Origin of the sequence: Massilia sp. UYP32, assembly GCF_050434365.1 — a bacterium.
GTDB classification, from domain to species: domain Bacteria; phylum Pseudomonadota; class Gammaproteobacteria; order Burkholderiales; family Burkholderiaceae_D; genus Telluria; species Telluria timonae.
Genome location: NZ_JBNDIK010000009.1, coordinates 89,753 through 103,125, shown reverse-complemented (window position 1 = coordinate 103,125; position 13,373 = coordinate 89,753). Strand labels below are relative to the sequence as shown.

At 68.8% G+C, this 13,373-nt stretch carries 11 protein-coding genes; 1 reads left to right on the top strand and 10 read right to left on the bottom strand.

Features of this window, described 5'->3' with window-relative positions; genetic code table 11:
* Window positions 1-27: 27 nt before the first annotated feature.
* From ABIB42_RS08995 to ABIB42_RS08965, 7 genes are all read right to left on the bottom strand, one after another.
* Window positions 28-621, bottom strand: a complete 594-nt coding sequence (locus tag ABIB42_RS08995; RefSeq protein WP_005666186.1) for a (2Fe-2S)-binding protein — start codon at window positions 619-621, stop codon at window positions 28-30.
* Window positions 618-1,436, bottom strand: coding sequence for an FAD binding domain-containing protein (locus ABIB42_RS08990; RefSeq protein ID WP_005666187.1), 819 nt, complete (start codon window positions 1,434-1,436; stop codon window positions 618-620). Before ABIB42_RS08990 ends, ABIB42_RS08995 begins: the two co-directional genes overlap by 4 nt.
* Window positions 1,433-4,456, bottom strand: a complete 3,024-nt coding sequence (locus ABIB42_RS08985) for a xanthine dehydrogenase family protein molybdopterin-binding subunit (protein WP_312165217.1) — start codon at window positions 4,454-4,456, stop codon at window positions 1,433-1,435. Before ABIB42_RS08985 ends, ABIB42_RS08990 begins: the two co-directional genes overlap by 4 nt.
* Before the next feature lie 4 nt (window positions 4,457-4,460).
* A complete protein-coding gene (locus tag ABIB42_RS08980) occupies window positions 4,461-5,816 on the bottom strand; it encodes an MFS transporter (protein ID WP_005666189.1) in 1,356 nt (451 codons plus the stop codon).
* An 89-nt stretch (window positions 5,817-5,905) separates the two neighbouring features.
* Window positions 5,906-7,672, bottom strand: a complete 1,767-nt coding sequence (locus ABIB42_RS08975; protein ID WP_429248237.1) for a GMC family oxidoreductase — start codon at window positions 7,670-7,672, stop codon at window positions 5,906-5,908.
* A gap of 95 nt (window positions 7,673-7,767) precedes the next feature.
* Window positions 7,768-8,586, bottom strand: a complete 819-nt coding sequence (locus tag ABIB42_RS08970; protein ID WP_040776374.1) for an alpha/beta fold hydrolase — start codon at window positions 8,584-8,586, stop codon at window positions 7,768-7,770.
* A 59-nt stretch (window positions 8,587-8,645) separates the two neighbouring features.
* Window positions 8,646-9,050 carry a hypothetical protein gene (locus ABIB42_RS08965; RefSeq protein WP_312165222.1) on the bottom strand — a complete coding sequence of 135 codons (405 nt, stop codon included), beginning with the start codon at window positions 9,048-9,050 and terminating at the stop codon, window positions 8,646-8,648.
* Window positions 9,051-9,738: 688 nt separating this feature from the next.
* Here ABIB42_RS08965 and ABIB42_RS08960 point away from each other — a divergent pair.
* The gene (locus ABIB42_RS08960) at window positions 9,739-10,122 is read left to right on the top strand and encodes a KGG domain-containing protein (protein WP_005666199.1); all 384 of its coding nucleotides are present in this window, start codon (window positions 9,739-9,741) and stop codon (window positions 10,120-10,122) included.
* Window positions 10,123-10,181: 59 nt separating this feature from the next.
* Here ABIB42_RS08960 and ABIB42_RS08955 read toward each other — a convergent pair whose 3' ends face one another.
* From ABIB42_RS08955 to ABIB42_RS08945, 3 genes are read right to left on the bottom strand one after another with little or no spacing between them, the layout of a single operon-like run.
* Window positions 10,182-11,525, bottom strand: coding sequence for a sulfite reductase subunit alpha (locus tag ABIB42_RS08955; protein WP_429248236.1), 1,344 nt, complete (start codon window positions 11,523-11,525; stop codon window positions 10,182-10,184).
* On the bottom strand, window positions 11,522-12,532 hold the full coding sequence (locus ABIB42_RS08950; protein WP_429248235.1) for an FAD:protein FMN transferase: 1,011 nt from the start codon (window positions 12,530-12,532) through the stop codon (window positions 11,522-11,524). The genes ABIB42_RS08955 and ABIB42_RS08950 overlap by 4 nt, the downstream gene beginning before the upstream one ends.
* Window positions 12,533-12,537: 5 nt before the next feature.
* Window positions 12,538-13,353: a DUF4198 domain-containing protein gene (locus ABIB42_RS08945; RefSeq protein ID WP_429248234.1), complete on the bottom strand. Its 816-nt coding sequence runs from the start codon at window positions 13,351-13,353 to the stop codon at window positions 12,538-12,540.
* Between the last annotated feature and the right edge of the window lie 20 nt (window positions 13,354-13,373).

Here is a 13,373-nt window from a genome sequence, read left to right as displayed (position 1 = left end):
GTCGTTGTTGTGATAGGGGTGTCGGCGTCAGGCGTCGACCAGGCGCGCCTGCTCGGCCGCGCCGATGGCGGCGTGGCCCGGCTCATCCGGCCGGGCGCCGGGCGCGCGCGGCTTGCCCAGCCGGTCGGCGGCGGTCTCCAGCACGGCGCGCACGATATTCGTGTAGCCGGTGCAGCGGCACAGGTGGCCCGACAGCATCGCGCGCACCTCGTCCTCGCTCGGATCGGGATTGCGGCGCAGGTAGTCGCTGCACGACATCATGATCCCGGCGGTGCAGAAGCCGCACTGCAGCGCATGATTGCGGCGGAACGCTTCCTGCAGGTCCGATAGCCCGTCTTCGCCCGCGGCCTTGCGCGCGCGGTCGAGGCCTTCCACCGTGTCGACGCTGCAGCCCTCGGCCTGCACCGCCAGCGTCATGCACGAACGACCGGCGACGCCGTCGACGGTGACCGTGCAGGCCCCGCAGACGCCGTGCTCGCAGCCGACGTGGGTGCCGGTGGCGCCCAGTTCCTGGCGCAGGAAGTCCGACAGCAGGGTGCGCGGCTCGCAGGTGCCGCTGCGCGGCTGGCCGTTGAGCACCAGCGCGATGCGCACGACGTCGTTCTTGCGGTAGGTCTTCATGTGGATGCTCTCCGGATCGCGGTGGCGCCGAGGTGGCGCACCAGTTGACGCCTGAACTTGGCCGAGGCGTGATGGTCGTCCTTCGCCTCCAGTTCCCAGGCGAAGTCGTTGATGGCGTGTTCGAGGTCGGCGCCGGCCAGCCGCGGCCAGGTCTTCACGCGCGGGCGGTCGGACACGCCGCCGACCGCCAGCCGGATGCCGTCGGGGCCGACCACCGCCGCCACCGCGCACACGGCGAAGTCGCCGTGGCGGCTAGAAAATTCCTCGAACGCGTAGCGTTCGCCGGCACGCGCGAGCGGGTAGCGCGCTTCCTCCACCAGTTCGTCGGCGGCGCGCGCCGTCATCAGCATGCCCTGGAAGAAATCGGCGGCGGCGACGACGCGCCGCCCGCGCCGGCTGCGCAGCGCCACCTCGCCCTGCAGGGCCAGCAGCGCCAGCGGCAGCTCGGCGCTCGGATCGGCATGCGCGATCGAGCCGCACACGGTGCCGCGGTTGCGGATCTGGAAGTGCGAGATGTGCGGGAATGCCTGCGCCAGCAGCGGCACCTCGGTGGCCAGTTGCGCGCGCCACTCGACCGCGCCCTGGGTGGTCGCGGCGCCGATCGCGAGATGGGTGGCGCCGGCGCGCACATAGTTCAGGTCGGGGACCCGCGAGATGTCGATCAGCATGCCCGGCTGGGCCAGGCGCAGGTTCAGCACCGCCATCAGTGACTGGCCGCCGGCCAGGATGCGGGCCTCGTCGCCGGCCTCGGCCAGCAGCGCCACCGCTTCGTCGGCGCTGTCGGGCCGTGCGTAGTCGAATGCTTGTGGTTTCATCGTGTTACTCCAAACAGGGCCAGCAGGCGCCGCCACAGGCCGCGCCCTTGATCGGCGCTCGCCTGCGGCAGTGCGCCCTGGCCGCCGGCTTCGCGGCCGAGCTGTTCGAACAGCTGGCCGAGGACGATCTTCGCCGCGCCTTCGAGCATGCGACTGCCCACCGCCGCGACCTTGCCGGACACTTCGGCCGAATAGTCGTAGCGCAGCAGGGTGCCGCCGTCGGCGGGTTCGAGCGTCACCAGGCCGCTGCCGCTGGCGCTGCCGACCGCCGACAGGCCGGAGCCGGCCAGGCGCAGGCTGCGCGGCGGGTCGAGTTCGGACAGCGCCACTTCGGCCGCGTAGCGCGCCTTGATCATGCCCACGCCGACGCTGACATCGGCGCGGTAGCGGTGTTCGCCGGCCGGTTCCAGCGCGTTGCAGCCGGGGATGACCTTGGCCAGCGCGACCGGGTCGAGCAAGACCCGGAACACGGCCTCCGGCGGCGCCGCCAGCACCACTTCGCCGCGCGCGGACAGCGCCTTGCCGCCCTTGCCGCCTGCGGCAGGCGCGGGCGCCGGCATCGCCTGGCGCACCGCCGCGGATGGCGGCGGTTCGTCGGCGCCGATCAGCGCCATGACTTTCGACGGCGTCAGCGGGAGCACGATATCGGCCACGCCGAGCGCGTCGGCGACGGCATTGCCGATGCAGGGCGGGGTGCTCATATTGTTGCCTTCGCCGAGGCCTTTCGCGCCCAGCGGCGTGAACGGCGACGGCGTCTCGAGGTGGATGATGTGCGGCTCGGGCACCTCGCAGGTGGTCGGCACCAGGTAGTCGGCGAAGGTGCCGGACTGGAAGCTGCCGTCTTCGCCGTAGCGGAATTCTTCCATCAGCGCCGCCCCCAGCCCTTGGGCGAAGGCGCCGCGAATCTGGCCGTCGGCCAGCGCCGGATTCAGGATCTTGCCGGCGTCGTGGGTGGTGACGTATTTGTCGATCGTGACGCGGCCGGTGTGGCGGTCGATCTCGACCCCGCACACGTCGAAGGCGAAGCCATACGCGGCCGAGGTGTTGACGCGGTCGTCGTCGTCGGGCGCGCCCAACTGCGGCGCGCTCCAGAACGCGGTTTCGCGCAGGCCCAGCCCGACGCCCTCGGGCAGCAGCGCCGGCGCCCAGTGCGGGCTGGCGGCCATGCGCGGGAAGGGCAGGGCGCGCGCCGGGTCGTCCTTGACGTGCACGGCGCCGCCGGCGAACACGATGTCGGCGGCGTCGGCGCCCAGCTGCGGCGCGGCGATGGCGGCCAGCTTGTCGCGGATGCGCATGGCCGCCAGGTGCACGGTGCCGGCCACCGCGCCGGCGAAGCGGCTCGAATAATTGCCGGCGGCGACCGACCAGGCATCCTTCTGGGTGTCGAATTCGACGTTCACCGCGACCTGGTCGGGATCCACGCCCAGCACGTCGGCCACCACCTGGGCGCACACCGTGCGGTGGCCCTGGCCGGCCGGCGCCGAGGCGATCGTCACGTTGACGCCGCCCAGCGGATCGATGGCCACGGTGGCCGAGGCGATCGCGCCGTTCTTCGGCCCCACCTTGGCGCGCGTTTCCTTCGGCAGCACGGTGGTGATGTAGCCCATGTTCGAGATCGACGGCTCGATGATGGCGGCGAAGCCGATGCCGTACAGCCTGCCCTCGGCGCGCGCCCGTTCGCGTTTCGCGTACAGCGCGGCCAAGCCGCCTTCGTCGGCGACCAGCTCCAGCGCCCGCTGGTAGTTGCCCGAGTCGATCAGGGCGCCGGCTGCGGCCTGGTAGGGGAAGGCGTCGGCCGGGATGAAGTTGCGGCGGTACAGGTCGACCGGGTCGATGCCCAGTTCGACCGAGATGCGCTGCATCAGGCGTTCCAGCGCGAAGTACACCTGCGGGCCGCCGAAGCCGCGCACCAGGCCGGCGGGCGTCTTGTTGGTCAGCACCACGCGGTTGCGCACCGCCAGGTTCGGGATCGCATAGGCGCCGGTCAGGCAACCGTGCATGCGGTAGAAGGTCGCCGGCTCCGGCGCGCGCAGGTAGCCGCCGACGTCGTCGAACTGGTCGTAGTCGAGCGCCGTGATGCGCCCGTCGGCCTCGACCGCGGCGCGGATGGTGGACTGGCGGCTGGTGGCCGAGGTCAGGCCGCCCAGGTGCTCGAGGCGGTCTTCGACCCATTTCACCGGCGCCCCGGCCTTGCGCGACGCCAGGCACATCAGCACCGCATACTGGAACACCGCGTGCTTGACGCCGAAGCTGCCGCCCGAATCGCGGAAGGTGCGATGGCGCAGCTTGTGGCCCGGCACCCGCAGCGCCAGCGCCATCACCGTGTGCAGCGAGAACGGACCCATGAAGTTCGAGGCGACGTCATAGCCTTCCTCGGGCGACAGGTAGTCGGCGACCACCACCGCGCACTCGATCGGGGTGCACGAGTTGCGGGGGTAGCGCACGCTCAGTTCGACCGTGTGCGCGGCGCGGGCGAACGCCGCTTCCGGGTCGCCATAGCGGAAACTGCGGTCGCTCGCGACATTGCTGCCGACGCCATCGTGCAGCACCGGCGCGTCCGGCGCGATGGCGGCGTCGATTGAGGTGACCGGATCGAGCCGGGTATAGTCGACCACCAGCAGGTCGGCCGCATCCTCGGCCAGGTAGCGGGTGTCGGCGACGACCACCGCGACCGGCTCGCCGGCATAGCGCACCCGTTCGCGCGCCAGCGCCCACATTTCCATCGACGCCTTGACGCCGACGACGAACGGTTTCGACCAGTCGGCCAGGTCGTCCCCGGTCAGCACCGCGCGCACGCCCGGCGCCTGCTCGGCCCGGGTGCTGTCGATGCCGTTGATGAGGGCGTGGGCGTGCGGCGCCCGGACGATCGCCGCGTGCAGCGTGCCGGGCTTGACGCCGACGTCGTCGCCGAACTGGCCGCGGCCGGTCAGCAGCGACACGTCTTCGATGCGTTGCAGCGAACGCCCGACGAAGGGCGCCGGCGCTTGCCGCTCGAGGGAACGAGGGCTCGTGGTGTGCATGCTGTCAGGCTCCAGGGGCGGCAGGTTCGTCGAGCTTGCCGATGGTTTCGGGAACGATCAGGGCGCCGATCAGGAAGATCACGCTGATACCCGCAAGGAACAGCGCCAGCGACATCGGCACGTCGGACGGCATGGGCGAGGCCAGCGACACGAAGGTCGGCAGCACGCCGCCGATGGCGAAGCCGATATTCCAAGACAGGCCGGTGCCGGTGGCGCGGATCTCGGTCGGGAAGCGTTCGTTCAGGAAGATCAGGATCGGCGCATAGCCCATGCTGCCGAGCATGCTGAACACGATGACGTAGACGGCCAGCGTGAAGGTGTCGGTCACGCCAGGCATCAGCAGCGCGATGGCGGGCAACATGATCAGGCGCAGCACGCCGACCCACACGAAGGTCTTCTTGCGGCCGATGAAGGTACTGATGTGGCCGGTAGCGATCGACGCGATGATGACGCCGACGCTGGCCAGCATCAGGATGAAGCCGGCGGTCTCGGAAGGCGTGCCGTTGACCACTTTCAGGAAAGTCGGCAGGAAGCCCGAGGTCAGGTAGTAGCCGGCGCCGCCGCCCAGGGTCAGCAGCAGGTTGACCAGCAGGACGTTACGGTACTTGCCGGTGAACAGGGTGCGGATCGGGTTGGCGGTCGGCGCGGCGGTGGCCTTGTTGCGCGCCTTTTCCGCCTGCAGCTTCTTGAACATCGGCGACTCTTCGAGCTTGCCGAAGATGGTGATGCCGAGCACCGCGCTGATGATGCCGGTGAAGAACATCCAGCGCCAGCCCCACTCGTCGAACTGCTCGCCCGGGAAGATCGAGGACAGGACCCAGAACGTGAACGACGCGAACAGGGCGCCCAGGCCGGCGCCGCCGCCGCCGATCAGGCCCGAAACCGCCCCGCGCCAGCGCGGCGACACCGATTCGGTGCCGATGGTGTGGGTCGATGCGACCACGCCGCCCACGAAGACGCCCTGGACCAGGCGCAGGATGATGAACAGCACCGGCGCCATGACGCCGATGCTGGCCACCGTCGGCAGCAGGCCGAAGGCGGCGGTGGACACGCCGACGCCGATCATCGAGGCGATCATGGCGGCCTTGCGGCCCTTGCGGTCGGCGTAGGAGCCGAACAGCGCCGAGCCGAGCGGGCGCATCAGCAGGGTGACGCCGAACGAGGCGTACACCGCCGCCAGCGACAGCATCGCGTGCTCGGAAGGAAAGAACAGGCGGCCGATGATCGGCGCCACGTACAGCAGGATGAACAGGTCGTACAGGTCGAGCGACCAGCCGACGCACGAGGCCACCACGGCCCTGAACGTGTTGCGGTCGTTCTCCTTTGCGGTCATTACAGTATCGGATGATGCCAGCGCCATGGTTGTCTCCTGTTGAATGGTTATGGTCCCGGCGCCTCGGGGCGCCGTGGTGGTGGTCTCGACTGCGTGCGTGCCGTCTGCTGCGGGCCTCAGTAAGCCTCCGCCAGGGCCGGTTCGCGCGGCGCGTCGCCGCTCCGGCCTCGTGCGCGAATGGCGTCGGCGATTTTCTCGGCCATCATGATCGTGGGGATATTGGTGTTCGCCGAAGGCAGGCTCGGCATCAGTGAAGCGTCGACCACGCGCAGGCCGGCCACGTCGTGCACGCGCCCTTCGGCGTCGGTCACCGCGGCCGGGTCGTCGACGGCGCCCATGCGGCAGGTGCCGCTGGCATGCCAGACGCCGAACACCGCCTTGCGGATGAAGGCATGCAGCGCCCCGTCGTCGGCCAGCAGCGCGCCCATGCGCTGGCCGCCGGTCACGAAACGCTCGATGATCCAGCGCCGCAGCGGCGCCGGAGTGTCGAGCGCCAGTCCCAGCGCCTTCGTCAGCAGCGCGTTGGCCGGCGTCACGCGGCTCAGCGCCTTGACGCGCGGCGAGAACGCGGCCGGGAAGAAGTCGCCGGCGTGGTGGTGCAGCTCGCTGCCCATGACAACCGCGGCCAGTTTGCGCACCCCGATCGCCATGCGCAGCAGGTCGCGTTCGTCGCTCAGCAGGTTGAGGTCGATCTCGGGCGGCGCGAGCGGATCGGGCGAGGCGATGCGCACCTGGCCGCGCGAGAACGGCCGGTTACACCACAGGAAGAACAGGCCGAGGCGGTTGCCGAGCGCATGCCAGGCGGCGCGGGTCGAGCTCGACATATACATGTCGGACGCGTCGCAGCCGGCCAGCCCGGAGGAGAAGCGCGCCGCCGTCATGCTGGCGCGGCGGCGCGCCAGCGGCATGCGGAATTCGGGCGCCAGGAAATGGCAGAAGGTGAGCGAAGGGTGGTCTTGCAGGTTGCGGCCGACGCCGGGTCGGTTGGCCACGACCGCGATGCCGAGCCGGCCGAGGGCGGCGGCGTCGCCGATGCCGGCGTGCAGCAGCAGGGCGGGCGACTGCAACGCTCCCGCGCACAGAATCACCTCGCGCGCGTCGATATGTAATGGATGCCCGGCGCCGTCGCGCGCCTGCACGCCACATGCCGTGCGGCCGGCCATGACGACGCGCTCGACCCTCAGGCCCGCATGGATGCGCAGGTTCGGCCGCGCCCGCGTCGCCGCGTCCAGGTAGCCGGCGGCGCTCGATACGCGGCGGTCGTCGATGTTCGAGAACGCCGCCGGAAACATCCCATCGCGAAAGTCGGCGTTCTGGTCGTCCATGTAGGCGAGGCCGTTGGCTTGCATGCCGCCGGCGAACGCGTGGCAGAAGCGCGGCCAGTCGGCGCGGGCGATGCGGCGGATCGGAATCGGACCGCGGTCGCCGTGCAGCGGCGAGGCGCCGAAATCGAGATCGCGTTCGAGCTTGCGGAAGTAAGGCAGCACCTCGTTCCAGCTCCAGCCCGCGGCGCCCTGGCTGGCCCAGCCGTCGTAGTCGCGCGGCAGGCCGCGGTTGGCCGCCTGGACATTGATGCTGGAGCCGCCGCCCATCACGCGGCCCTGCTCATAGGTCTTCAGCGGCGAGGTCGGGGTGGCGCGCGCCTTGAGGTCCGGCCAGATGAAGCGGTCGCCGCAGAACAGCGGCATCGGGTAGCTGTCGAGGATCTCGGCCGGCTCGGCGCCTGGTGGGGTGTCGCTGCCGGCCTCGATCAGCGCGACCCGCACGGCGGGGTCTTCGGACAGGCGGTTGGCCAGCACGCAACCGGCAGAGCCGCCGCCGACGATCAGGTAATCATAGTTTTCACTTGCCTTGCTCACACATGTCTCCTTGCCGTGCAACATCGCCGATGTTCGTCGTGTTGCTACTTGTATGCAAGAAGATTAACGTGGAATCTTTATCTATTCTAATAATGTTTAATGATCCGTAATATCAAACTTTATGATAGTTCCGTGTTCAAGTTCTCGGTCGTACCGGCGCCGAAAATGAATTGGCCGCCGGCAGCAATGACCTCTGCGCTGCGCTCGCGGTGGGGGGAATGCCCGCAGCCGGGCAAGACCAGCAGGCGCGTATCCGGAACGAGGCGCGCGATCGTGTAGACCTGATCGAGCGTGCCGTAGGGGTCGTCCTCGCCCTGGATCGCCATCAGCGGGGCCGTGATCGCCGCCACGTCCGCACGGATGTCCCAGTCGCGGAAGGCGGGGTCGAGCCAGATGTCGTTCCACCCGCGGAACGCCGCATCGACGTCGGCATGGTAGGGCGCCAGCCGCGCGCGCAGCGAACCGTCGCGGTAGGCGTCGCGCGCCGCCGCGATGGCTTGCAGCGCGCAATCCTCGACGTACAGATGGGGCGCGGCGACGATCAGCCCGCTCAGCTCGGCGCTGTGGCGCGCCGCGTACAGCAGGGCGATCGAGGCGCCGTCGCTGTGGCCGAAGAGCCAGGGTTTCACGATGCCCAGTTGGGCAAGCAGCGCGGGCAGGACTTCATGCGCCTGCTGGTGCAAATAGTCCGGCGTCAGGGCGGCGGTGCGGGCGCTCGAGCGGCCGTAGCCGAAGCGCGAGAACACGAGTCCGCGCAACCCGTGTGCGCGGCAAAATTCATCGGGAAAGTTCTTCCAGTGTGAGACGGATCCGAGACCTTCGTGCAGGAACACGACGGTCGGGGCCGGCGACGCGGGGGCGCCGACCCACTGCGCTTCCAGCTGGATGCGCTGATCGCGCCAGCGAAGGTCGACGAAGAACGGTTGATGGTCTGGCATGGGCTGTGTCATGGTGAACATGCTACCGCAAGCACGACATCGCCTGCGCCAGGCGCCGTTCAGTCGTCGAGGCGATAGCTGCGCAACTGAAACACCATCCTGCCGTCTTCGCGTTCGCAGACGCCGGCCATCGTTTCACCGGGGCGCAGCGTCATGCTCAGCCTGCTGCCATCGTTCTTGTCGGCACAGGCCTCGTGCATGGCGTCGGGGATCGCGGGGAGGATGAGTGCGGCCGGCGCTACGGGTGCGATCGGTGCGACTGGCGGCAGAGGCACGCTGCGCACGGCCTGCAGGCGTGCAAGCTCGGTCGATATCCGGGCGCGCCGCTCCGCGGCGGGAATGAACATCCAGTCGCCGCGCCGCCCATACTGGCGCGCGAGGGACGCCGACAACTCGTCCAGGCGGTCGAGTTCGATGGCTTGCGCATAGTCGCCGAAGTGCTGCATGACGTTTTGCCGCAGCAACAGAACACCCGCTGCTATCAAAGACGTGAGCAAATGTGCTCAGCGTCTTCTTCCTGCCCCGAACCGTCCTGCTGACCGCATTCGTACCTGACAGGCGTTACTTTCCCGCCTCCCACCGGCAACATGCCGGTGGCAGTATCTGACGTCGCCGCCAGATTCGCCACGGGTAGCGCCGATCGTGCCGCACAGGCACCGGTGGCGAGCCGCATCTCATTTGTATAGTGCAGTAGGCAAGTATGGCGTCCCATCTACGTCCCCATTTGCTGCGCTTGGTTTTCGCGCCATAGATGAGCACTCTGATAGTGATCCGCTTTGCCAGCTTACGTATCATCAGACCTCAAAACCGCGACTAGAGTTCCGCTCCCGCCACTGTCAGAATGTCCAGCAGGACGGCGCCGAACAAAGATATCCGATGCCAATGTTCATGTGTTGGCGTGGAAATTCGAGCCGACTAAAGTAGCCAATTCATGCTGTTCAAGTTCTATTTTCATAATTATTCTTCTATAAATTGATCGATCCATAATAGATTTTTCTTTCAGGATGACGGCCGATGCCGGTAGTCCGGCAAGGCCCGGTCCTACAAGCCGACTGCCGTATTTTGGTGTTCAGACCGATATTGGAGGCCTACCATGGGGTCCTTCGAGTCAGCTTACTGCTGGCATTTTCTTCATCATGTAAGGAGGCAATCATGGCAAACAAGTCGCAAAACAACAACCCGCAAGGTAACAACCAGTTCACCAAGCAAGGTAGCCAGCAGAGCGGCAACCAGGGTAATCAGGGCAACCAGGGCGGCAGCGGCAACCAGGGTTTCGCATCGATGGATCCACAGCGCCAGCGTGAAATCGCCAGCGAAGGCGGCCGCGCGGCGCACGCATCGGGCAATGCGCACGAGTTCAATTCGCAGGAAGCACGCGAGGCCGGTTCGATGAGCCACAAGAACGACGGCAACAAGCAGAGCGGCAATCAGGGTGGCGCCAACCAGGGCAGCAACCAGCAGAGCGGCCAACGCGGCGGCTCGTCCGAGCAGCATGCCCAGGCCGGCCGTCAAAGCCACAAGAACGACAACCGCTGACCGCCTTGAGGCGCCAGCTTGATCGATCCGCCGGCATTGCCGGCGGTTCTGTTTTACGTCTAGTAGACGTCGCGCCGGTAGCGGCCATCCGCTGCCATGGCGTCGACCGTGTCGAGTCCGAGCGCTGACACGAGCGCATCGTGCACGCCGCCGGCCATGCCTTGCAGGCTGCCGCAGACATAGACCGCCGCGCCATCCGCGACCCAGCGGCGCAGCTCTTCCTGGTGCGCATCCACCAGGTGCTGCACGTAGCGCGCCTTGCCCTCGTCGCGTGAAAACGCCAGGTCGAGCCGCGCCAGCATGCCGCCATCGCGCCATGCTTCCAGTTCCTCCCGGCACAGGAAATCGTGGGCCGCATTGCGTTCGCCGAACAGCAGCCAGTTGCGATGCATGCCGGTATCGATGCGCGCCTTGAGTAGCGCCCGCAGTCCCGCCAGGCCGCTGCCATTGCCGATCGCAATCAGGGGCCGCCCGGCATTCGTGCCCAGCCGGAAGCGCGCATGGGCGCGCACGCGCAGGCGGATCGTGTCGTCCTGGTCCGCGCACACGCACAGCCAGCCGGACGCCGCGCCGGGCGTGCCGTCGTCGCGCGTCTGCAGACGCACCAGCAGTTCGAGCTTCCCTTCGGCCGGCACCGAAGCGATCGAATATTCGCGCGGATGGCTTGGATCGAGCGGCGCGCTGACCTGGGCCAGGTCGCCGGCTTCCCAGGCGGGCAGCGCGCCGGCGCGCGGCGCCAGGGCGATGCGGTACAGTGGCGCGCCGGCGCTGCCGGGGTTCAGCTGGATGCGGCTGGCGATGCGCCATTCGCCATAGGCTGGCGCATCCCAGTCGGGCGCATCGCTGGTGCCGGCCAGATGGCTCAGGTGGTGCTGCCATGTGGCCAGCGCCTCGGGCGCGCCGCGGTCGACGTCGATCCGGTCGAACAGCGCGGTAGCGCCGCGCTCGCGCAGCCAGGCATCCAGTGCGCGGCCGAAGCCGCAGTAATGGGCATACGTCGCATCGCCCAGCGCCAGCACGCCGTAGTGCAGGCGCGACAGGTCAGGCGCTTCGCCCATCGTGTGGCCGGCGAAGCGCGCGGCCGTATCGGGTGCGTCACCTTCGCCATAGGTGCTGCAGATGAACAGCACGCGCGAAGCGGCGGCCAGCTGCGCGCCGTCCAGGGTCGACATGCAGACGGCGCGCGCGTCGAGGCCGCCCAGGGCCAGGGTGGCGGCGGTGCGCTCGGCCAGGAATTCGGCGCTGCCGGTCTGGCTGGCGTGGACCACGAGCCAGTCGGCCGCGCCGTCGGCAGGCCTGGTGCGCGCCAGGCGGCTGCGCCAGATGCCGAGGCACATCGCCAGATAGGCGCCGGACAGCGCGAGCGCGCCGCCCAGGCGCAGGGGGTCGATCGTCAACATCATTGCAGCAGGGCGCCCCAGTCGCTGGACGTGGTCTCGAGCAGGCCGCCAGGCGCGCGCACCAGGAAGCGCGCCGCGATGCCGCGCGCCTCGGCGAAGGCCAGGCCGTCTGCAGGGCCGAGCACGGTGAGCGCTGTGGACAGCGCATCGGCCGCCATGCAGGTGGGCGCCAGCACCGTCACCGAGGCGACGCCATTGGCGACCGGATAGCCGCTGCGCGGATCGAGGGTGTGCGCGGCGCGCCGGGCGCCGTGCTGAAAGTAGCGGCGGTAGTCGCCCGAGGTGGCGATCGCCAGGCCATGCAGGGCGACCACGGCCCCGGCGCCGGCGCCATCGGCATCCGGAACCCCTTCGATCTCCACCCACCACGGTTCGCCATTGGCCTTGGCGCCGGCGCCGCGCAGCTCGCCGCCGGCCTCGACCACGTAGTGGCGCACGCTGCGCTGCTCCAGGCAGCGCGCCATGCAGTCGACCGCATAGCCCTTGGCGACGGAAGAGAAATCGAGCAGGGCGCCGCCCGGCTGCAGCAGGCGGCGCGTGGCCCGGTCCAGCACAGGTTGACTGGCGCCGCGTTGCGCCAGCACGGCGCCGATCGCGGCCGCATCCGGCGCGTAGAAGCCGGCCTGGTCGTAGCGCCGGGTGGCGCCGAAACCCCACAGGTTCACCAGCTGCCCGCCGGCTGGGTCGTAGGCGCCGCCGCTGTCTTGATGCACCCGCAGCGCGTAGTCGGCGACGTCGAAGAATTGCGGCGGCAGATCGTGCCAGCTGCCGGCCGGCGCCGCGTTATAGCGCGACAGCAGGGAGTCGGGCTCCCAATGACTCATCTGCGCGACGATCTCGTCGAGTTCACGCTGCAGGGCGAGCGTCAAGGCAGCGCCGTCGGCGCCCGGCGGCAGCATCAGCCGCGCCGACCAGCCGGTGCCCATCGCCGTGCCTGACGTCGTGTACAGGGTGCTGCCGCCGGGCGGCAGCGCCATGTCGACTTCCAGCGGAACGAGAACCTCGCGCATCCGGCTTATTGCGGCAGGACTTCGAGCGTGGCCGCGTAGCTGTAGCGCTTGGCGCCCGGCTGCGGTTTTCCTTCGCCGAACGGGAAGCCGGCGCTGAGCCAGTACATATTCGCCGCCGGCACGGTGAACGAGGCTTCGCCCTTGGCGTCGGTGCTCAGGCGCTGCTCGCCCGAGGAGCCGCGGTATTTGACGGTGCCTTGCACGATGCTGAACGGCAGGTTGGCGACCGGCTTGCCGTCAAGGTGGAAGCGCACGCGGATCGGCTCGCCGACGCGCAGGTCGGACGGATTGGTCAGCGGGATCATTTCCAGGCCTTCGCCGGTCGGCTTCAGGGCGGTGTCGTTCAGTTTGTTGGCCGAGACGAAGGTTTCGTTGCGCGAGTGGACGGCAGTGGTCTGCACGTCGCTGGCGCCGGCGGGAATCGCCACCGCCGGGCTGCCGGCGGCGCCGCGGAAGCGCTTGGTCTCGCCGTTCAGTTTGTAGCTGCCCATCACGTTGTTGTTGACGATCGACAGGCGATAGGTGCCGTCCTTCGGCAGGCGCAGGTCGAGCGTGCTGCGGTACTTGCCGACCACGGCGCCTTCGGCCTTGGCCTGCACGCCGTCCGGATCGGTGATCACCAGGTTGTCCAGGCGCAGCGGGTGGTGGTTGAACTCGAACACCTCGTTCGAGATCGCGGCGTCGATCGTGACCCAGGCTTCCTTCGAATCGACCATGGCGGTATTCGGCAGGATCCAGGCGCGGTGGGCCTGGGCGCTCAGCGAGGCGCCGGCGAGCATCAGGCCGACGATGGCGGCTTTGTAGAATGTGTTCTGTTGCATGGGGTTCTCCTGATGATGGT

Excerpts from the sequence above, each read along its gene's own strand:
- ABIB42_RS08995 (WP_005666186.1), bottom strand. The coding sequence starts at position 621 with ATGAAGACCTACCGCAAGAACGACGTCGTGCGCATCGCGCTGGTGCTC.
- ABIB42_RS08990 (WP_005666187.1), bottom strand. The coding sequence starts at position 1,436 with ATGAAACCACAAGCATTCGACTACGCACGGCCCGACAGCGCCGACGAA.
- ABIB42_RS08985 (WP_312165217.1), bottom strand. The coding sequence starts at position 4,456 with ATGCACACCACGAGCCCTCGTTCCCTCGAGCGGCAAGCGCCGGCGCCC.
- ABIB42_RS08980 (WP_005666189.1), bottom strand. The coding sequence starts at position 5,816 with ATGGCGCTGGCATCATCCGATACTGTAATGACCGCAAAGGAGAACGAC.
- ABIB42_RS08975 (WP_429248237.1), bottom strand. The coding sequence starts at position 7,672 with ATGTTGCACGGCAAGGAGACATGTGTGAGCAAGGCAAGTGAAAACTAT.
- ABIB42_RS08970 (WP_040776374.1), bottom strand. The coding sequence starts at position 8,586 with ATGCCAGACCATCAACCGTTCTTCGTCGACCTTCGCTGGCGCGATCAG.
- ABIB42_RS08960 (WP_005666199.1), top strand. The coding sequence starts at position 9,739 with ATGGCAAACAAGTCGCAAAACAACAACCCGCAAGGTAACAACCAGTTC.
- ABIB42_RS08955 (WP_429248236.1), bottom strand. The coding sequence starts at position 11,525 with ATGATGTTGACGATCGACCCCCTGCGCCTGGGCGGCGCGCTCGCGCTG.
- ABIB42_RS08950 (WP_429248235.1), bottom strand. The coding sequence starts at position 12,532 with ATGCGCGAGGTTCTCGTTCCGCTGGAAGTCGACATGGCGCTGCCGCCC.
- ABIB42_RS08945 (WP_429248234.1), bottom strand. The coding sequence starts at position 13,353 with ATGCAACAGAACACATTCTACAAAGCCGCCATCGTCGGCCTGATGCTC.